The organism is Nocardioides sp. Soil_C_8 (assembly GCF_057656315.1).
In genome coordinates this window covers 989128-1008613 of sequence record NZ_JBDGKQ010000001.1, presented here as the reverse complement: position 1 = coordinate 1008613, position 19486 = coordinate 989128, and the positions used below count along the sequence as shown (strand labels likewise).

At 71.6% G+C, this 19486-nt stretch carries 17 protein-coding genes and 1 tRNA gene; 12 read left to right on the top strand and 6 right to left on the bottom strand.

The genetic code is table 11. From position 1 onward, the window contains the following. Positions 1–5 precede the first annotated feature (5 nt). Positions 6–2156 carry a 2-oxoacid:acceptor oxidoreductase subunit alpha gene (locus tag AC3A3L_RS04935; protein WP_487639823.1) on the bottom strand — a complete coding sequence of 717 codons (2151 nt, stop codon included), beginning with the start codon at positions 2154–2156 and terminating at the stop codon, positions 6–8. Positions 2157–2161: 5 nt separating this feature from the next. Between AC3A3L_RS04935 and AC3A3L_RS04930 the strand changes: the two genes are divergently transcribed. Genes AC3A3L_RS04930 through AC3A3L_RS04910 form a run of 5 tightly spaced genes read left to right on the top strand, consistent with a single transcriptional unit; the run spans position 2162 to position 6679 of the window. Further along, positions 2162–3199, top strand: a complete 1038-nt coding sequence (locus tag AC3A3L_RS04930) for a sulfate ABC transporter substrate-binding protein (protein ID WP_487638902.1) — start codon at positions 2162–2164, stop codon at positions 3197–3199. A gap of 31 nt (positions 3200–3230) precedes the next feature. Beyond that, positions 3231–4079 carry a sulfate ABC transporter permease subunit CysT gene (gene cysT, locus AC3A3L_RS04925; RefSeq protein WP_487638901.1) on the top strand — a complete coding sequence of 283 codons (849 nt, stop codon included), beginning with the start codon at positions 3231–3233 and terminating at the stop codon, positions 4077–4079. Continuing rightward, positions 4072–4944 carry a sulfate ABC transporter permease gene (locus AC3A3L_RS04920; RefSeq protein ID WP_487638900.1) on the top strand — a complete coding sequence of 291 codons (873 nt, stop codon included), beginning with the start codon at positions 4072–4074 and terminating at the stop codon, positions 4942–4944. Before cysT ends, AC3A3L_RS04920 begins: the two co-directional genes overlap by 8 nt. A gap of 44 nt (positions 4945–4988) precedes the next feature. Then, positions 4989–5966: a sulfate/molybdate ABC transporter ATP-binding protein gene (locus AC3A3L_RS04915; RefSeq protein WP_487638899.1), complete on the top strand. Its 978-nt coding sequence runs from the start codon at positions 4989–4991 to the stop codon at positions 5964–5966. A gap of 59 nt (positions 5967–6025) precedes the next feature. Continuing rightward, positions 6026–6679, top strand: a complete 654-nt coding sequence (locus AC3A3L_RS04910; protein ID WP_487638898.1) for a cobalamin B12-binding domain-containing protein — start codon at positions 6026–6028, stop codon at positions 6677–6679. A 115-nt stretch (positions 6680–6794) separates the two neighbouring features. On the opposite strand, the gene AC3A3L_RS04905 is transcribed toward AC3A3L_RS04910, so the two are convergent. Beyond that, positions 6795–7286, bottom strand: a complete 492-nt coding sequence (locus AC3A3L_RS04905) for a YajQ family cyclic di-GMP-binding protein (RefSeq protein WP_487638897.1) — start codon at positions 7284–7286, stop codon at positions 6795–6797. A gap of 95 nt (positions 7287–7381) precedes the next feature. Between AC3A3L_RS04905 and AC3A3L_RS04900 the strand changes: the two genes are divergently transcribed. From AC3A3L_RS04900 to AC3A3L_RS04885, 4 genes are all read left to right on the top strand, one after another. Beyond that, positions 7382–7463 (top strand) — tRNA-Tyr (locus AC3A3L_RS04900). A gap of 82 nt (positions 7464–7545) precedes the next feature. After that, positions 7546–8814 (top strand): AGE family epimerase/isomerase, encoded by a 1269-nt coding sequence (locus AC3A3L_RS04895; protein ID WP_487638896.1) that lies wholly within the window; start codon positions 7546–7548, stop codon positions 8812–8814. Between the two features lie 7 nt (positions 8815–8821). Beyond that, entirely contained in the window at positions 8822–9778 is a 957-nt protein-coding gene (locus AC3A3L_RS04890) for a carbohydrate kinase family protein (protein ID WP_487638895.1), read from the top strand. Continuing rightward, entirely contained in the window at positions 9775–11115 is a 1341-nt protein-coding gene (locus tag AC3A3L_RS04885) for an MFS transporter (RefSeq protein ID WP_487638894.1), read from the top strand. Before AC3A3L_RS04890 ends, AC3A3L_RS04885 begins: the two co-directional genes overlap by 4 nt. 40 nt (positions 11116–11155) lie before the next feature. On the opposite strand, the gene AC3A3L_RS04880 is transcribed toward AC3A3L_RS04885, so the two are convergent. The 4 genes from AC3A3L_RS04880 to AC3A3L_RS04865 are packed head-to-tail and all read right to left on the bottom strand — an operon-like array spanning position 11156 to position 14846. Beyond that, on the bottom strand, positions 11156–11836 hold the full coding sequence (locus tag AC3A3L_RS04880) for a histidine phosphatase family protein (RefSeq protein WP_487638893.1): 681 nt from the start codon (positions 11834–11836) through the stop codon (positions 11156–11158). A gap of 20 nt (positions 11837–11856) precedes the next feature. Beyond that, positions 11857–12762: a phosphodiesterase gene (locus tag AC3A3L_RS04875; protein WP_487639822.1), complete on the bottom strand. Its 906-nt coding sequence runs from the start codon at positions 12760–12762 to the stop codon at positions 11857–11859. A gap of 27 nt (positions 12763–12789) precedes the next feature. Continuing rightward, complete coding sequence (gene fahA / locus AC3A3L_RS04870) at positions 12790–14016, bottom strand: fumarylacetoacetase (protein ID WP_487638892.1); 1227 nt, start codon at positions 14014–14016, stop codon at positions 12790–12792. Further along, positions 14013–14846 carry a hypothetical protein gene (locus AC3A3L_RS04865; protein WP_487638891.1) on the bottom strand — a complete coding sequence of 278 codons (834 nt, stop codon included), beginning with the start codon at positions 14844–14846 and terminating at the stop codon, positions 14013–14015. Before AC3A3L_RS04865 ends, fahA begins: the two co-directional genes overlap by 4 nt. A gap of 65 nt (positions 14847–14911) precedes the next feature. On the opposite strand from AC3A3L_RS04865, the gene AC3A3L_RS04860 reads away from it, so the two are divergent. From AC3A3L_RS04860 to AC3A3L_RS04850, 3 genes are read left to right on the top strand one after another with little or no spacing between them, the layout of a single operon-like run. Then, complete coding sequence (locus tag AC3A3L_RS04860; protein WP_487638890.1) at positions 14912–16132, top strand: homogentisate 1,2-dioxygenase domain-containing protein; 1221 nt, start codon at positions 14912–14914, stop codon at positions 16130–16132. A 51-nt stretch (positions 16133–16183) separates the two neighbouring features. After that, entirely contained in the window at positions 16184–17602 is a 1419-nt protein-coding gene (gene zwf / locus AC3A3L_RS04855) for a glucose-6-phosphate dehydrogenase (RefSeq protein ID WP_487638889.1), read from the top strand. Further along, on the top strand, positions 17592–19445 hold the full coding sequence (locus AC3A3L_RS04850; RefSeq protein ID WP_487638888.1) for a glycoside hydrolase family 15 protein: 1854 nt from the start codon (positions 17592–17594) through the stop codon (positions 19443–19445). The genes zwf and AC3A3L_RS04850 overlap by 11 nt, the downstream gene beginning before the upstream one ends. The last annotated feature ends 41 nt before the right edge of the window (positions 19446–19486 follow it).

Here is a 19486-nt window from a genome sequence, read left to right as displayed (position 1 = left end):
GCTCATCAGATGTGCTCCTTCTGGGTCGGCTCGCCCCACATGCCGAGCTCGACGTCGATGCCCTCCGCCTGTCCGACCAGCTCACCGATCGCGTGGGCGAGCTCGGTGGCCTTGAGGGGCAGGCCGCGGACGTGGTTGTAGCCGACGGCGTCGACGAGGTACTTCGCGCGCAGCAGCAGCGAGAGCTGGCCGAGGTTCATCTCGGGCACGAGCACCTTGTCGTAGCCCTTCAGGACCTCGCCGAGGTTGCTGGGGAACGGGTTGAGGTGGCGCAGGTGCGCCTGGGCGACGTGGTAGCCGGCCTTGCGCACGCGGCGTACGCCGGCACCGATCGGGCCGTAGGTCGACCCCCAGCCGAGGACCAGCACCTTGGCCTCGCCGGACGGGTCGTCGACCTCGACCGGCGGGATCGAGTCGGCGATCCGGTCGACCTTGGCCTGGCGCGTGCGGACCATGAAGTCGTGGTTGGCGGGATCGTAGGAGATGTTGCCGTGGCCGTCGCCCTTCTCGAGGCCGCCGATGCGGTGCTCGAGGCCGGCGGTGCCGGGGATCGCCCACGGCCGCGCGAGGGTCTTCTCGTCGCGCAGGTAGGGCCAGAACTCGGCATCGTCGCCGCTGCCGTGGTTCTTCTCGGTGGCGAAGCCGGGGTCGATGACCGGGAGCTCGTCGATGGCCGGGACCCGCCACGGCTCGGACCCGTTGGCGAGGTAGCCGTCGGAGAGCAGCAGCACCGGCGTGCGGTAGGTGACGGCGATCCGGGTGGCCTCGACGGCCGCGGCGAAGCAGTCGCCGGGGGACTGGGGCGCGACGATCGGCACCGGCGCCTCGCCGTTGCGGCCGAACATCGCCTGGAGCAGGTCGGCCTGCTCGGTCTTGGTCGGCAGGCCGGTCGAGGGACCGCCGCGCTGGACGTCGACGACGACGAGCGGGAGCTCGGTCATCACGGCGAGGCCGATGGCCTCGGACTTCAGGGCCACGCCGGGCCCCGAGGTGGAGGTCACGCCGAGGTGTCCGGCGTACGACGCCCCGATGGCGGCGCCGACGCCGGCGATCTCGTCCTCGGCCTGGAAGGTGGTCACACCGAAGGACTTGTGCTTCGACAGCTCGTGGAGGATGTCCGAGGCGGGGGTGATCGGGTAGGTGCCGAGGAACACCGGGAGCCCGGACTGGACACCGCCGGCGACGAGGCCGTAGGCGAGCGCGAGGTTGCCGGTGATGTTGCGGTAGGTGCCGGGGGGCAGCGTGGCCGGCTTGATCTCGTACTGGACGGCGAAGGCCTCGGTCGTCTCACCGAAGTTCCACCCGGCCTTGAACGCCGCGAGGTTGGCGTCGCGGATGTCGGGCACCTTGGCGAAGCGCTTGGTGAGGAACGCCGTCGTCGGGTCGGTGGGGCGGCCGTACATCCACGACAGCAGACCGAGCGCGAACATGTTCTTCGCGCGCGAGGCGTCCTTGCGGGACAGGCCGAAGTCCTTGACCGCCTCGACCGTCATGCCGGTCAGGTCGACGGTGTGCACGGCGTACTCGCTGAGGGTGTCGCCGTCGAGCGGGTTGTCGGTGTAGCCGGCCTTGGTGAGGTTGCGCGCGGTGAAGTCGTGGGTGTCGACGATGATCGTCGCGCCCTTGTGGAGGTCGCCGAGGTTGGCGCGCAGCGCGGCCGGGTTCATCGCTACCAGCACGTCGGGGGCGTCGCCCGCGGTGAGGATGTCGTGGTCCGCGAAGTGCACCTGGAACGACGACACGCCGGGGAGGGTGCCCTGGGGCGCCCGGATCTCGGCGGGGAAGTTGGGCAGGGTCACCAGGTCGTTGCCGAACGCCGCGGTCTCCTGGGTGAACCGGTCACCGGTCAGCTGCATGCCGTCACCGGAGTCCCCGGCGAACCGGATGATGACGCGGTCGAGCTGCTTGACCTGCTTGTCGGTCTGGGTCACCTCTGCCCTGCTTCCTACGTGTCTCGAGAGTCGTCTCCCAGCTGCCCACGATAGTCGCGGAGCGGGCGGAATCCTGCCGCTCCCCACGTGATGGACGCCTCCCCGGTACCCCGTTCGCCGCGCGCGTGACCCACGACACGCGCCCGAACGCGGACCAATGTCACCGCGGTCAATAAAGTCATGTATCTTTCTCGACATTGCACACCGATCGAGAAAGTCGAGCATCCCCCATGCAGATCCGTTCACGTGCCGCGCTTGCGGCCGCACTCATCGGGGCACTGGCCCTGTCCGCCTGCGCCCCCGGTGGCGCCAGCAGCAGCGACGAGGATGACTCCAACACCATCCACATCGTCGGCTTCGCGGTTCCCGAGGCTGCCAACAAGAACATCGCCACGGAGTTCACCAAGACGCCCGAGGGCGAGGGCGTGAAGTTCCAGACCTCCTACGGTCCTTCGGGGGACCAGAGCCGCGCGGTCGCCGCAGGGCTCAAGGCCGACTACGTCCACTTCTCGGTCCCGACCGACGTCACCCGCCTCGTCGACGAGGGTCTCGTCGCCGACGACTGGGACGCCGGTGAGAACAAGGGCGTCGTGTCGCACTCGGTCGTGGTCTTCGGCGTCCGCGACGGCAACCCCAAGAACATCAAGGACTGGGACGACCTCGTCAAGCCGGGCGTCGAGATCGTCACGCCCAACCCGGCGTCCTCCGGTGCCGCTCGCTGGAACGCCCTCGCCGCCTACGGCCAGGTGATCAGCGACGGTGGCACCGAGAAGGAGGCCAAGGAGTACGTCGACAAGTTCTTCAAGAACGTCGTCTCGCTGCCGAGCAGCGGTCGCGACGCCACCACCGCCTTCCTCGGCGGCACCGGTGACGTCCTCATGGCCTACGAGAACGAGGCGATCCTCGCTGCCCAGAACGACGAGGGCTTCGAGTACGTCATCCCCGACACCAGCCTGCTGATCGAGAACGCCGGCGCGATCCTCGAGGACGCCTCCGAACCGTCGCAGGCCTGGCTCGACTTCGTCCTCTCCGACGAGGGCCAGAAGCAGTTCGCGCTCACCGGCTTCCGCCCGATCCGCGACGACGTCGACTTCGGCGGCACGGTCGAGGGTGCGGCCGACCCGTCCAACCCGTTCCCCGAGGTCCCGACGCTGCTCACGGTGGACGACGACTTCGGCGGCTGGGACGAGGTCTCGACGAAGTTCTTCGACGAGGAGAACGGCCTGATCTTCGAGGCCATCCTCGGCGCCGGCCTGTCCCTCGAGTGACCTGCGGCCACCACTCACCTCCTCATCTCTCATGACCTCCACTGAGATAGCAGCGGTCCGACCGGCGAGGACTCCTCGCCGGTCGGGGCCGCGCTCCACGCTGACGCGGTCGTCGGGGCTCGGGCTCGGCATCGCCATGATCTGGTTCAGCGCGCTGGTCCTGATCCCCCTGGCGGCCGTCGTCGTCACCGCCATCGACGGCGGCTGGGACGTCTTCTGGAACACCGTCACCAACGGCCAGACCGCCGCCGCCATCAAGCTCACCGTCTTCACCGCCGCCGGCGTCACGGCGGTCAACGTCGTGATGGGACCGCTCATCGCGTGGGTCCTGGTCCGCGACCGCTTCTGGGGCAAGTCGGTGCTCGAGGTGCTGATCGACATCCCGTTCGCGCTGCCGACCATCGTCGCCGGCCTGGTGCTGCTCTCGCTCTACGGCACCGACAGCCCGATCGGCGTGGACATCGCCAACCAGCGCCCTGCCGTGTTCCTCGCGTTCCTCTTCGTCACGCTGCCGTTCGTGGTCCGGATGGTCCAGCCGGTGCTCGAGGAGCTCGACCGGGACGTCGAGGAGGCCGCTGCCTCTCTCGGCGCGAGCCGGTTCACCACCTTCCGCCGCATCATCCTGCCCAGCCTCACGCCGGCCATCACCGCAGGCGCGGCCCTGTCCTTCGCCCGCGGCGTCAGCGAGTACGGCTCGCTGGTCCTGCTGTCGGGCAACCTCCCGTTCAAGACCGAGGTCACCTCCGTGCGCATCCTCAGCAGCATCGAGAACGACAACGTGGCCGCGGCCGCGGCCGTCGCTACCGTGCTGCTGGCCATCTCGCTCGCGGTGATCGTAGTCCTGGACCTGATCCAGAGGCGGGTGGCCGCACGTGGCTGACACGCTGATCCGTCCGCCCGCCGAGGCGCCCCCCGTCGAGGAGCGTCGTCGTGCCCCGCGGGTGCGCAAGACCCCGGTCACCTACCTGCTCCGGTTCATCGTCGCCGCCTACCTGTTCTTCCTGGTGGCGTGGCCGGTCTCCCTCGTGGTGACCCACACCTTCGACAACGGGTGGGAGTCGATCCGCTCGCTCCTCGAGGACCCCGACATGGTCGTGGCGCTGCAGCTCAGCGCGTACGTCGCCGTGTGGTCGGTGCTCATCAACACCCTCTTCGGCGTCGGCATGTCGCTGCTGCTGGTCCGCTACGAGTTCCCCGGCAAGCGGGCGCTCAACGCGCTGCTCGACCTCCCGCTGTCGGTCTCGCCGATCGTCGTCGGCCTCGCCCTGGTGCTGGTCTACGGCGGCCGCAACGGCTGGCTCGGCCCGACGTTCGCCTCGTGGGGCTTCGACATCATCTTCTCCACGCCCGGCATCATCATGGCGACCACCTTCGTCGCGCTGCCGCTGATGATCCGCGAGCTCGTGCCCGTGCTGGAGGAGATCGGCATCGAGCAGGAGCAGGCTGCCGAGAGCCTCGGCGCCAACGGCCTGCAGCGCTTCTGGCGGATCACGCTGCCCTCCATCAAGTGGGGCATCACCTACGGCGTCGTGCTGACGCTGGCGCGCTCGCTCGGCGAGTTCGGGGCGGTGAAGGTCGTGTCGGGCAACGTGCTCGGCCAGACCCGTACGGCGACGCTGGCGGTCGAGGAGAAGTACCTGAACTTCGACCAGCAGGGCGCCTACGCCACGGCCTTCCTGCTCGCGATGGTCTCGGTCGCCTGCATCGTCATCGTCGGGATCATCCGGCCCAAGAACAACCACTGACCCACACCGACCTCACACCCCTGATCGACCAGAGAGGCACCACCATGAGCATCGAAGTGACCGGCCTGAACAAGAAGTTCGGCGACTTCGTGGCGCTCGACGACGTCAACGTCACGATCCCGACCGGCCAGCTCACCGCCCTGCTCGGGCCCAGCGGTGGCGGCAAGTCGACCCTGCTGCGCATCATCGCGGGCCTGGAGAAGGCCGACACCGGCTCCGTCACCATCGAGGGCGTCGAGGCCACCCACCTGCCCGCGCAGAAGCGCAACGTCGGCTTCGTCTTCCAGCACTACGCCGTCTTCAAGCACATGACGGTCGCCAAGAACGTGGCCTTCGGCCTCGAGATCCGCAAGCGCCCCAAGGACGAGATCGAGCACCGCGTGCAGGAGCTGCTCAAGCTGGTGCACCTCTCGCAGTTCGCCCACCGGCTCCCCTCCCAGCTCTCGGGCGGCCAGCGACAGCGCATGGCCCTCGCCCGCGCGCTCGCGGTGGAGCCCTCGGTGCTGCTGCTCGACGAGCCGTTCGGTGCGCTCGACGCCAAGGTCCGCAAGGAGCTGCGCGACTGGCTGCGCCGCCTCCACGACGACGTGCACGTGACCACCGTCTTCGTCACCCACGACCAGGAGGAGGCCCTCGAGGTCGCCGACGAGATCGTGGTGATCAACGAGGGCCGGGTCGAGCAGGTCGGCACGCCCGACCAGCTGTACGACGAGCCCGCCAACGACTTCGTGATGTCGTTCCTCGGGGAGGTGACCCACCTCGGTGGCGTCTCGCTGCGGCCCCACGACATCGAGCTCGAGTCGTCGCCCCAGCTCGCGGGCAGCGTCGAGGGCACGGTCTCCCGCATGGTGCGGATCGGCTTCGAGGTGCGCCTGACGGTCCTCACCGTCGACGGCGACGAGGTGTCGGTGGTGGTCACGCGCGCCCACGCCCGGGCCCACGGGCTCCAGGAGGGCAGCACGGTCTGGCTCACCCCTGCGGCTGGGGCCACGGTGGTCCCGCGGATGGCGGCGGCCGTCTGAACGACGCCGGCTCCACCAGAACGCCGCGCGGTGCTCGGAGCGAGGACTAGCGTGCGCCTGTGACCATCACGACGACCGCCGACGAGCTGTGGGACGCCGTCGAGACCTTCGACGCCGAGGCCGCGGAGATCGCCATCGCGAAGCTGTTGTGGGACGTGCCGCTGTCGGGCGCCGTGACCGGCGTGGTGCTGCCGTTCCTCCAGGAGGTCGGCGACCGGTGGGAGGCGGGCACGATCTCGGTCGCGCACGAGCACTTCGTCAGCGACATGCTGCGCCGCACGCTGACGGCGCTGGCCGCCGTACCCCCAGCTCCGGTGCTCGAGGACGCCACGGCGGTCGCGCCGGTCGTCCTCCTCGCCTGCCCGCCGGGGGAGCGGCACGACATGGTGCTGCTGTGCGTCGCTCTGATGCTCCGCGAGCGGGGCGTGCGGGTCCGGTTCCTCGGCGCCGACACCCCGGTGCCGGCCATCCTCACCGCGGCGCGCGGCTCGGGGGCCGACGCGGTCGTGCTCGCGGCGACGCGGTCGACGATGTTCACGTCCCACGCGTCGGCGCTGCGCAAGCTCGCCGCCGACCACCCGCTGTACGCCGCAGGGCGCGGCGCCGACGAGCAGACCCTCGCCGAGGTCGGCGCGCTGCCGTTGCCGGCCGACCCCGTGCGGGCGGTCGTGGTGCTCGTCGGGGCGCTGGCCGCGCGCAACGGCGCGTGGTGAAGCGAGTCACACCCTCTTTGCCTTCGGTGGCCCGCACGTCCTGCCTAGACTCGTGGACGACCCCGGTCGCTCGACCCCCGTGCGCGATCGGGGTCGCTCCATTTCCCGGGCGGCGTCAGCGGTAGTTGGTGAACTGCACCGCGAAGTCGTAGTCCTGGGCCTTCACGAGCTGCTGGACGGCCTGCAGGTCGTCGCGCTTCTTCGACGACACCCGCAGCTCCTCGCCCTGCACCTGCGCCTTGACGCCCTTGGGGCCCTCGTCGCGGATGAGCTTGGAGATCTTCTTGGCGTCCTCGGAGGTGATGCCCTCCTTGAGCGCGATGTCGATCTTGGAGACCTGGCCGGACTGGCGCGGCTCGGAGGCGTCGAGGATCTTGAGGCTCTGGTTGCGCTTGATGAGCTTGTCCTGGAAGACGCTGAGCACGGCGCTGGCCCGGTCGTCGGCGGAGGCGGTGATCTCGATCGCCTTCTCGCCCTTCCACTCGATGGCCGCCCCGGTGCCCTTGAAGTCGAAACGGGTCGCGATCTCGCGGGCCGCCTGGCTGAGCGCGTTGTCGACCTCCTGGCGGTCCAGCTTGCTCACGATGTCGAAGCTCGAGTCAGCCATGGTTGTGCCTCCTGAGGGGCTGGTCGGGGGCCCGTCGCAGCGTGCCCCGGCGATTCGTGGTGAAGTGCGTGCCTTGCTATTGTTCCGCACGGCCCGGCAGGTTGCCCGAGCGGCCAAAGGGAGCTGACTGTAAATCAGCCGGCATTGCCTACAGAGGTTCGAATCCTCTACCTGCCACTGGACGCAGTCCAGTCGCGAGACCCCCGCACCATGTGCGGGGGTCTCGTGCGTTGCGCAGGTGGCTGCTTGACTGCCTGGGGTGAGCGCTCCGATCTTCTCGACCCCCTCGGTGCCCTTCGGGCCCGACGACGCCTGGCTCGACGCCGAGTGCCGTCGCCTGCTCGGCTTCGGCCGCCGGGTGGTGCACCCGCTCGGTGGTGCCGCATGGCTCGACGACGACGGTGCCCCCGACCTGGACCGCCCGGTCCACACCTGGATCACCAGCCGGATGGTCCACGTCTTCGGCCTCGGCTCGCTGATGGGCGTCGAGGGCAGCGCCTCGATCGCGACCGCGGCGCTCGCCGGGTTGCGTACGACCTTGCGCGACCCCGAGCACGGCGGCTGGTTCGGCTCGGTGGACGTCAGCGGCGCGCCGGTGGAGGAGACCAAGGCCTGCTACGCCCACGCCTTCGTGATGCTCGCCGGGTCGACGGCCGTCGTGGCCGGCCTCCCCGGGGCGGCGCCCCTGCTGGAGGAGGCGACCGACACCTTCCTCCAGCGCTTCTGGGACGACTCGCTCGGCCGGGTCGTCGACGAGTGGGACCGCGCCTGGACCGCGCCGATGCCCTACCGGGGGCTCAACTCCACGATGCACTCCGTCGAGGCGATGCTCGCCGTCGGCGACGCCACCGGCGACCCCGCCTGGCGCGAGCGTGCCACCCGGCTCGCCGGCCTGGTGGTCGAGCTCGCGACGACGTACGACGGCCGGCTGCCCGAGCACTTCGGCCCGGACTGGTCGGTCGACCTCGAGCTCAACCGCGACCGGCCCGACGACCCGTTCAAGCCCTACGGCGCGACCGTCGGGCACGGCCTCGAGTGGGCGCGCCTGCTGCTGCACCTCGAGGCGACGCTCGGCGACGGAGCTCCGGCCGGACTGCTCGACACCTCGCGGCTGCTCTTCGACCGGGCGGTCGCGGACGGCTGGGACGTCGACGGTGCGCGCGGCTTCGTCTACACGACCGACTGGGAGGGCCGGCCGGTCGTGCGCACGCGGATGCACTGGGTCGCGGCCGAGGGGATCGCGGCCGCGGCATCGCTGCACCGGCGTACGGGCGAGGAGGGCTTCGCCCTGCAGCACGCCGAGTGGTGGGACTACGTCGTCGAGCACCTGCGCGACGCCGAGCGCGGGTCTTGGCACCACGAGCTCGACACCGACAACCAGCCCGCCGCGACCGTCTGGCCGGGCAAGCCCGACCTGTACCACGCGGTGCAGGCGACCCTCCTCCCACGCCTGCCGCTCGCGCCGAGCCTCGCCTCGGGTCTCGCCGGCGCGGCCGCGATGTCGGACGGGCACGAGGCACCGGCATGATGGGGGCATGACCGACGCGCAGCCCCGGATCCTCGTCGTCGGCGAGGCGCTCGTCGACGTGGTGCCCGGCCCCGGCGGCACGACCCGTGACCACCCGGGCGGCAGCCCCGCCAACGTGGCGATCACCCTGGGCCGGCTCGGGCACGACGTGCGCCTCGTGACCCTGCTCGGCGACGACGCGCGCGGTGCCGCCGTACGCGCGTGGCTGGAGGCGAGCGACGTCACCGTGCTCGCGGGCCCGACCGCCTCGGGCCGTACGTCGTCCGCAGCGGTCACGCTCGACGACGCGGGCGCCGCCACCTACGACTTCGACCTCGACTGGCACCTCGACGCGGTGCCCGCGGAGGAGTGCGACGTGCTCCACGTGGGCTCGATCGCGACGGTCCTCGACCCGGGTGCCGACGCGGTGCTCGAGGCCTTCCGCAACCACCGGGGGAGGGCGCTGCTCTCGCTCGACCCCAACGCCCGCCCGGCCATCACCCCGGACCGCACCGGCCCCGTCGCGCGCGTCGAGGAGCTCGTCGCGCTCGCCGACGTGGTCAAGGTGAGCGACGAGGACCTCGCGTGGCTCCACCCCGACGACGACCCCGTGACGACCGCCGCCCGGTGGGCCGAGGCCGGCCCGGGGCTGGTCGTCGTGACCCGCGGTGGCGCGGGCGCTGTCGCCGTACGCCCCGGTGGGACCGTGCTGGACGTGCCCGGTGTGCCGGTCGCCGTGGCCGACACCGTCGGTGCCGGCGACACCTTCAGCGGCGTCCTGGTCGACGCCCTGCTGGCGCACGGCGTGCACGGTGCCGCGGCCGCTGCCGCGCTCCGCGAGCTGACCGACCGCGACCTGCTCGAGGTCGTCACCACGGCGGCCGTGGGCGCGGCGATCAACGTCTCGCGACCCGGGGCCGACCCGCCGACGCGTGCCGAGCTCTCCGCGGCGCTCGGCGTCGACCACGAAGCCGTGCAGGAGTGAGCGCGGAGCAGATCCACGACATCGGCAAGCGGCGGGCCTGGGTCATCTGGCTGGTCTCGCTCGCGGTCTACGTGCTGGCGGTCTTCAACCGCAGCTCGCTCGGTGTCGCGGGCATCATCGCCTCCGACCGGTTCGACATCAGCGCCACGAGCCTGGCGACGTTCACCGTGCTCCAGCTCGTCGTCTACGCCGGCATGCAGGTGCCGGTGGGCGTCCTGCTCGACCGCTACGGGTCGCGCGCCATGCTGCTGGCCGGTCTGGTGCTGATGAGCGCGGGCCAGCTGGCCTTCGCCTTCACCACCTCCTTCGGCGGGGCCGTCGCGGCCCGCGCCGTCGTGGGAGCGGGCGACGCGATGATCTTCGTGAGCGTGATCCGGCTCGTCACCATCTGGTTCCTGGTGCGACAGGCGCCGATGGTCACCCAGCTCACCGGGCTGACCGGGCAGCTCGGCGCGATCGCCGCGGCCGGCCCGCTGTCGTACCTCCTCCACGAGCTGGGCTGGACCCGCACCTTCGCGCTGGCCTCCAGCCTCGGCGTCGTGCTGCTCGTCGCCGTCGTCGCGCTCGTCAAGGACTCGCCCTACCGCCGCGACGCGGTGGTGGCGATCAAGCTGCGCGCGCTCGCCCAGTCGGTGCGCACCGTGTGGGGCAACCCCGGCACGCGGCTGGGGATGTGGTCCCACTTCTCCTCGCAGTTCTCCGTCACCGTCTTCACGCTGCTGTGGGGCTATCCCTTCCTGGTGCAGGGCCTCGGGTGGTCCTCCGCCGAGGCGAGCACGCTGCTGATGGCGATGACCGCGTGGGCCGTGGTGAGCGGGCTGGTGCTCGCGCGGCTGGTGGGCCGGCTGCCGTACTACCGCTCGTGGATCGTGGTCGGCGTCGTGCTGACGATGGTCGTGCCCTGGACCGGCGTCCTGCTGTGGCCGGGCGCCGCGCCGACCTGGCTGGTGGTCGTGATGGCGTTCGCGACGGCCAGCGGCGGACCGGCGTCGATGGTCGGCTTCGACCTGGCCCGCTCGTTCACGCCCCCGCACGAGACCGGACGGGCCAACGGCCTGGTCAACATCGGCGGCTTCACCGCGTCGCTGCTGACGATGGCGCTGATCGGGGTCGTCCTCGACCTGTCGTCCACCGGCGGCATGGAGTCCTACACGCTCGGCGACTTCAAGCTGGCGATGTCGGTGCAGTACGTCTTCTGGACGCTCGGCGTCGTGCAGACGCTGCGCTACCGCCGCCGCGGGCTCGCCCACCTCGCCCGGGTCCACCCCGGCTCGGTCGAGCAGATGCGTGCCGGGCACCCGTTCGTCCACCCGGGCATCGGCACGGAAGGGGTCTAGCGCAAGGTCGCACCCGCCGCACGTGTCCGCGATGTCGCCCTCAGCCGATCTCGCCGTCCCCGTCGGAGTCGAGGTCGCCGGTGGGGTCCTCGGCAGTGGGGTCCTCGAGGAAGTCGCCGCCGACCGGGTGGCCCTGCCAGGACACCATCTCCCAGCCGGACTCGTGGTCGCCCTCCAGCACGATGAGGGCGGTGTTGTGGAGCGGCTGGGTCGCGGGCGGGGCGTCGGGGTGCGGAGCCATGCGGGTCGAGACCCAGGTGCGGAGCGCGGCGCCGTGGCTGACGACCAGCGCGGCGCCGTGGCCCGCGTCGACGATGCTGCGGACGGCTGCGTCGTAGCGGGCGAGGAACTCCTCGCCGGTCTCGCCGCCCGGCATCCGGTGGGCGAGGTCGCCCTCGAGCCAGGTCGCGACGGCGCCGATGTAGCCGGCCACCGCGTCGTGGTCGCTGCGCATCTCGAAGTCGCCCGCGGCGATCTCGTGCAGCCCGTCGAGCTGCACCGGGTCGAGGCCGCGGTCCGCGGCCGTGGGAGCCGCGGTCTGGTGGGTACGCACCCGGCTGGAGACGTAGATCGCGTCGAGGTGCTCGTCGGCGATCGCCTTCGCCGCGGCCGCGGCCTGGGCGCGGCCGAGGTCGGTGAGGTCGAGGCCGGGGTGGGCGGTGTCGAGCTCCCCGGAGACGTTGGCGTGGGTCTGGCCGTGGCGCATGAGCAGGAGTCGCAAGACGGTGGTCCTCTGTGCGGCTAGTTGTTGAACGGGGACGTCTTGCTGGAGGCGAGCTCGCGGGCCTGCTCCAGCGGCACGCCCTCGAGCGCCTCGACGATGTCGGAGCCGACGTGGCTCACCTCGGTGCCGCGCTCGAGCAGCACCTGCGTGTGCACGAGGCGGTCGTCGTAGGCGTGCACCATGGTGAAGCCCTGGCCGGCGTCGACGCCCGAGACGAAGCGGTCCACCGGCGCCGGGTCGATGGTGTAGCAGCTGGCCGCGGTCACCGAGACCGGTACGCCGGCGAAGGTCGACCACGTCGGCAGGTGGAGGTGCCCGGCGAGGATGCCCCGCACGTCGGTGCCGGTGATCACGTCGGCGAGCGCCTGCTGGTCGTGGAGCTCGATGAGCTCCGCGGCGCGGATCATCGGCAGGGGGAGTGGCGGGTGGTGCATCGCCAGGAGGGTGCCGTGCTCGGCGGGCGTGGCCAGCACGTCGGCGAGCCAGGCCAGCTGCTCGGGGAGCAGCTCGCCGTGGTGGTAGCCGGGCACGCTGGTGTCGAGGGCGACGATCCGCAGCCCGTCGACCTCGTGGACACGGTCCTGGCAGCCGGCGTCGTCGGAGTCGAACAGCGCCTTGGCGTACGGCGCTCGCTCGTCGTGGTTGCCCATCGTCCAGACCACCGTCGCGCCGATCCCGGTGGCGAAGGGCTCGACGATCGAGCGGAGCCTGTCGTAGGCGTCGGGCTCGGCGCGGTCGGCGAGGTCCCCGGTGAAGACGATCGCCTGCGGGGCCGGGTCGACGGCCGCCAGCCGGTCCAGCGTGCGACGCAGGTTGGCGTCGTTGTCGATGACGCCGTAGTGGAGCGCGCCGCCCCCGATGAGGTGCGGGTCGCTGAGGTGGGCGACGACGTGCCGCGGAGCGGCGTACTGGCCGAGCTGCATCACGGGAGCAGCCTAGGACCCGGGAGGTCAGCGGGCGGGGAGGATCCGCCCGGTGACCTCGCCCAGGGTGAGGCGTCCGCCGCCCGTCCCGGGCGCGGAGTAGCGCAGCGTCACCTCGTCGCCGTCCTCGAGGAAGGTCCGCTCCCGCCCACCGGCGGTGAACGGCTCCTTGCCGCCCCAGCTCAGCTCCAGGAGCGAGCCCCGCTGGTCCGGCTCCGCGCCCGAGATGGTGCCCGAGGCCCAGAGGTCGCCGGTGCGCAGGCTGGCACCGTTGACGGTCGTGTGGGCCAGCATCTGCGCCGGCGACCAGTACATCGTCCGGTAGGGCGGACGGGCGACGACCTCGCCGTCGAGCACCACCTCCACCTCGATGTCGAGGCCGGCAGGCCCGTCGACGCGGAGGTAGTCGAGCACCGGCGGGTCGTCCTGTCCCGGCAGGTCGGTCCAGGCGGCCGCGAGCGCGGCGAGCGGGGTCACCCACGCGCTGATCGACGTCGCGAACGACTTGCCGAGGAACGGGCCGAGCGGAACGTACTCCCAGGCCTGGATGTCGCGCGCCGACCAGTCGTTGAGGCCCACCACGCCGAAGGTGTGGCGCGCGAAGTCGGCGGTGGGGACCCGCTCGCCCAGCGGGGACGGCACGCCGACCACGAAGCCGAGCTCGGCCTCGATGTCGAGACGCTGCGACGGGCCGTAGGTCGGCAGCTCGTCCGTGGGTGCCTTGCGCTGCCCGCAGGGGCGTACGACGTCGGTGCCCGACACCACGACCGTGCCGGAGCGGCCGTGGTAGCCGACGGGGAGGTTCTTCCAGTTGGGCAGCAGCGGCTCGGAGTCGGGCCGGAACATCCGGCCGACGTTGGAGGCGTGGTGCTCGGAGGCGTAGAAGTCGACGTAGTCGCCCACCGTGAACGGCAGCAGCATCGTCACGGAGTCCAGCGGCGCGAGTGCGGGCTCGACGAGGTCGCGTTCGGCCTCGCCGGTCAGCAGGCCGGTGATCCACGCGCGGGTCGAGGCCCACACCTCGGGACCGGCCGCCATGAACGGGTTCAGCGTGGGCTGGTCGAAGAGCGCGTGCGTGTCGACCATGTCGGCGGCCGCGACGACGCTCAGGTCGAGCACCTGGTCGCCGATGCGCACCGCAACCCGGGGCCGCTCGCCGGAGCGCGCGAAGACGCCGTAGGGCAGGTGGTCGACGTCGAAGCCGGAGCCCGCGGCCCCCTCGACCCAGCTGGCGGGAGGGGGCGTGAGGGTCATGGCTTCTCCAGGAGTCCGAGGGCGATCAGGTCGTCGAGCGGCTCGGTCACCGAGCACGAGCCGAAGGAGGTGAACCAGCGTCGCGCGGCGGGCACGTCGGTGCCGGCCAGCGACCGGCCGTCCCGCTGCTCGAGCGCTGCGGTCGCGTCGGCGACGGACCCGCCGTCCCAGAGCGCCTGCGTCGCCGCCAGCACGTTGAGGAACCCGTGGGCGCCGCCACCCTCGGGGTCGTGGCGCACCGCCCGGTGCAGGCCGGCGGTGGCCTTGAAGCGGCACTCGCGGTCGAGGGCGGCGTCGATCCAGGCCGCCACGGTCGGGGCGTCCGGGATGAGGTCGTGGTCGACGTGGCCGAGCCGGAGCTTGAGCCGGTGGTCGCAGGCGGCGACCTCGTCGGCGGCGGCCAGCCAGGCGGGGGTGGCCGGGCCGGGGACCTCGATGGAGACCGGGACGTCGAGCTCGGCGGCACGGACGGCCGCGTCGATCCGGCGGACGTTGCCGACCGGGTCGTCGGCGTCGCGCACCGCTACCTCGAGCCCGGCCAGGGTGAGCCCCTTGCGTGCGGCGAGCGTGGCCACGCCCTCGACGGCTCCGGCGCCGCTGGTCAGCACGACCGAGACCGGCACGTCGGCGGGCACCGACCCGAGCGCGGTGTCGGGGACCACGAACGACCCGACCAGGCCGGCCCACCACTCCCCGGCCCGGGCGGCGTACGCGCCCAGTGCCTCGGCGAGGTCGGCGTCGCCGGGTGGGAAGACGGCCGCGTCGTCGACGAGGCCGCGCCAGTCGTCTGGGATCGAGGCGGAGGTCGTGGGTTCAGAAGTCGGAGCCACGGGGCTACTCTAGCCACCAGATAGCGGACACTTGCGTCCGATAGTCGGATGATTGGATCGCACCGATGGCCCACTACCGAGCACTCGGCCGCCTGCCTCGCCAGCGCCACACCCAGCTGCGCGACGAGGACGGCCACCTCTTCCGCGAGGAGCTGATGGGCGAGGAGGGCTTCTCCTCGGACTCCTCGCTCCTCTACCGGCGCGGCGTCCCCAGCGCGATCACCGACAGCCGTGTCTGGGAGCTGCCCGACCAGTCGCGCACGCCCAACCACCCCCTCAAGCCGCGCCACCTCAAGCTCCACGACCTCGAGACCGGGTCGTGCCCCGTCGAGGGCCGGCGGGTGGTCCTGGGCAACAACGACGTCCGCATCACGTACGTCGTCACCGGCACCGAGCCCTCGCCGCTCTACCGCAACGCCATCGGTGACGAGTGCGTCTTCGTGGAGACCGGCGCCGGTGTGGTCGAGACCGTCTTCGGTGTCGTGCCCTACCGCGCCGGCGACTACGTGGTCGTCCCGCGTGCGACCGACCACCGCTGGGTGCCGGCGGAGCCGTCCAGGCTCTACGCGATCGAGGCCAACAGCCACATCCACCCACCGAAGCGCTACCTGTCGCGCTTCGGCCAGATGCTGGAGCACGCGCCCTACTGCGAGCGCGACCTCCACGGACCTGCCGAGACCTTCCAGGCCGACGGCACCGACGTCGAGGTCCTCGTGAAGCACCGCGCTGCCGGTCAGGTCGTCGGCTCGCGACTGACGTACGCGACGCACCCCTTCGACGTGGTCGGCTGGGACGGCTGCCTCTACCCCTACACGTTCAACATCGAGGACTACATGCCGATCACCGGCAAGGTCCACCAGCCGCCGCCGGTGCACCAGGTCTTCGAGGGCTGGAACTTCGTCATCTGCAACTTCCTGCCCCGCAAGGTCGACTACCACGAGCTCGCCATCCCGGTGCCGTACTACCACTCCAACGTCGACTCCGACGAGGTGATGTTCTACGTCGGCGGCGACTACGAGGCCCGCAAGGGCTCGGGCATCGGCATCGGCTCGATCAGCCTGCACCCGGGCGGCCACGCGCACGGTCCCCAGCCCAGCGCGATCGAGGCCAGCCTGGGCGTGCAGTACTTCGACGAGTCCGCCGTCATGGTCGACACCTTCGCTCCGCTCGAGCTGGGCGAGGGTGGGCTCGCCGTGGAGGACCCGGCGTACGCCTGGACGTGGGCCGGGCGCGGTCCGGCCACGGACGGGGACGACGGCGGACCGGCGGTCTACAGCAACTCCTGAGCCCGCCCGGGTGCCGGACCACTCCTTCGGGTGGTCGTTAGCGTGGCGAGCATGACCTCCGCCGACCTGCCGCCCTGCGTGTTCCTGCTGTTCGGCGCCCGCGGGGACCTCGCTGCGCGCAAGCTGTTCCCGGGCCTCTACCGGCTCGCCGCGGCCGGGAGGCTGCCGCAGGACTACGCCGTCATCGGCAGCGGCCGGCACTCGCCCGGCTCCGACGACGACTTTCGCGACGAGGTGCGCGAGGGGCTGCGCGACACGGTCGACGACCTCGACGAGAGCGTCGCGCGCGAGTTGCTCGACCGGGTGTCCTTCCAGACCGCCGACGCCGACGACGGCGCGGACCTGGCAGCGCGGGTGCGGGAGGTCGAGGAGGGGCTCGGTGACGACGTACGCCGCCTCGTCTACCTGTCGGTGCCGCCGACCGCGATGTCCGGGATGGTCGGCATGCTCGGGCGGGAGGGGCTGGCCGAGCGAGCCCGCCTGGTCATCGAGAAGCCCTTCGGCCTCGACCTGCCGTCCTTCGACGAGCTCGACCGCGACGTGCACCAGGTCTTCGAGGAGGAGCAGGTCTTCCGCATCGACCACTTCCTCGGCAAGGAGGCCGTTCAGAACCTCCTCGCGCTGCGCTTCGCCAACGCGCTCTTCGAGCCGGCGTGGAACCGCCACAGCATCGCCTCGGTGCAGGTCGACGTCCCCGAGACGCTGGCGATGGAGGGCCGCGGCTCGTTCTACGAGTCGACCGGCGCGCTGCGCGACATGGTCTCGACGCACCTGTTCCAGATCCTCGGCGCGGTCGCCCTGGAGGACCCGGGGGAGTGGTCCGCCGACGCCGTACGACGGGCGCGGGCGGCGGTGTTCGCCGACGTCCGCCCGCTCGACCCGGCGCGCGTCGTGCTCGGGCAGTACGACGGCTACCGCGACGAGGACGACGTGGCCGAGGACTCCGACGTCGAGACCTTCGTGGCGCTCGAGGCGTGGGTCGACAACGACCGCTGGCAGGACGTGCCGTTCCACCTCCGCACCGGCAAGGCGATGGCCGAGACCCGGCGCACGGTGACGCTCCGCTTCCGTGCGCCCGACTCGACCGTCTTCGGCGACGGCCTGGCGCGCGACGAGCTGGTCCTCGAGCTCACCGACGAGGCGAAGATCCACGTCGACCTGCTCGGCAAGCGCCCGGGTCCGGAGATGGAGCTCGCGCCGGCCACGATGCGCCTCGACCTGGGCGAGGAGCTGCCGGACGCAGAGCCGCTGGAGGCCTACGAGCGCCTGCTCCTCGACGTGCTCCACGGCGACCACACGTTGTTCGCCCACGCCGACGAGACCCGGCGGCTGTGGGAGGTGTGCCAGCCGGTGATCGACGACCGGCCGACCCCCGTGCCGTACGACCGCGGGTCGTGGGGACCCGCAGAGGCGCTCGAGCTGCCCCGGGGCGGCTGGCGGCTCGGGAGCGGCGACGCCGATGGCGAGTGACGGTGGGTGCGGCCCGGCCGCACCCATCGCCCACCACGGCCTGATCGGAGACCTCCGCACCGCAGCGCTCGTCGCCACGGACGGCACCATCGACTGGTTCTGCCCCGGCCGCTTCGACGCACCGAGCGTCTTCGCCTCGATCCTCGACCCCGACGGCGGATCGTGGCGGATCCGTCCCGACGACCCCGAGGCGCGCAGCCAGCAGTACTACCACCCCGAGACCAACATCCTCGTGACGCGGTTCATGACCGAGCACGGGGTGGTCGAGGTGCAGGACTTCATGCCCGTGCTGCGGGCCCACGACCCCGACCACCGGCAGCGGCTCGTGCGTCGCGTCGTCGGCCTGCGCGGCTCGGTCGACCTCACCATGCACATGGCGCCCCGGCCCGACTACGGCGCCACCCGGCCTGACCTCAGCGTCGACGACGACGTCGTCCGCTTCGCCGACGGCGACGTCCACCTGGCCCTGTCCAGCACCGTCGGGCTCGACGTGGCCGACACCTCGGCGACGGCGCGGCTGGCGCTGGCGACGGGCGAGTCCGCGCTGTTCGTCCTCGAGGTCCTGGCGCCGGGCGAGCCCGCACTGGGGTGCGAGCAGTCCGACGTCTCCGAGCTGTTCGAGGCCACGGCGGCCTTCTGGCGGAGCTGGCTCGGCCAGTCGACCTACACCGGCCGGTGGCGCGAGTGGGTCGACCGCTCGGCCCTGACCCTCAAGCTGCTGTGCCACGAGCCCACCGGCGGCATCATCGCCGCGCCCACCACCAGCCTCCCCGAGAGCCTCGGAGGCAGCCGCAACTGGGACTACCGCTACGTGTGGGTCCGCGACGCCGCGTTCAGCGTCTACGCCCTGCTGCGCCTCGGCTTCACCGACGAGGCGGCGGCGTTCGTCCGCTTCCTCTCCGAGCGGCTCGGCGAGGCGGCCGACGGCGCGGACGACGAGCTCGGGCCGCTGCGGGTGCTCTACGACCTCGACGGCGGCCTGCCGCACGAGCGCGAGCTCGACCACCTCGAGGGCTACCGGGGCTCCCGCCCGGTCCGGGTGGGCAACGCCGCGGTCGACCAGCTGCAGCTCGACGTCTACGGCGAGATCGTCGACTCGGTCTACCTCTTCGACAAGCACGGACGCGGCATCAGCCACGACGCGTGGAGCGACCTGCGCGGCATCGTGTCGTGGCTGATGGACAACTGGGATCGCCCCGACGCCGGCATGTGGGAGATCCGCTCGGGGCCGCGCACCCACACGACGTCGTTGGTGATGAGCTGGGTCGCCGTCGAGCGGATGATGCGCGTGGCGCGTCGCCGCGGGCTGCCCGGCGACCTGACCGAGCTCGCGGCCACGCGCGACGAGATCTACGAGCGCGTGATGACCGACTGCTGGAACGACGACCTCGGCGCCTTCACCGCCTTCGCGGACAGCGACGTGCTCGACGCCGGCGCTCTCCTGATGCCGATGGTGAAGATGCTCGCCCCCGACGACCCGCGGTTCCTCTCCACCCTCGCCGCGATCGAGGACCGGCTCGTCACCGACAGCCTCGTGCTGCGCTACGACCCGGCCGCCTTCGGTGACGGCGTCTCCATGCCCGGTGACGGCGACGGCGACCCGGTCGAGGAGGGGACGTTCTCCCTCTGCTCGTTCTGGTACGTCGAAGCCCTGACCCGGGCGGGCCGGCTCGCCGACGCCCGCCTGGCGCTGGAGAAGATGTTCACCTACGCCAACCACCTCGGGCAGTACGCCGAGCAGGTCGGGCTCAACGGCGAGCAGCTGGGCAACTTCCCGCAGGGCTTCACCCACCTCAGCCTGATCAGCGCCGTGATCAACCTCGACCGGAGCCTCGACGGCTGACGCGCCGCCACCCACGGTCGCCAGTGGGCGGCGGACTTCGC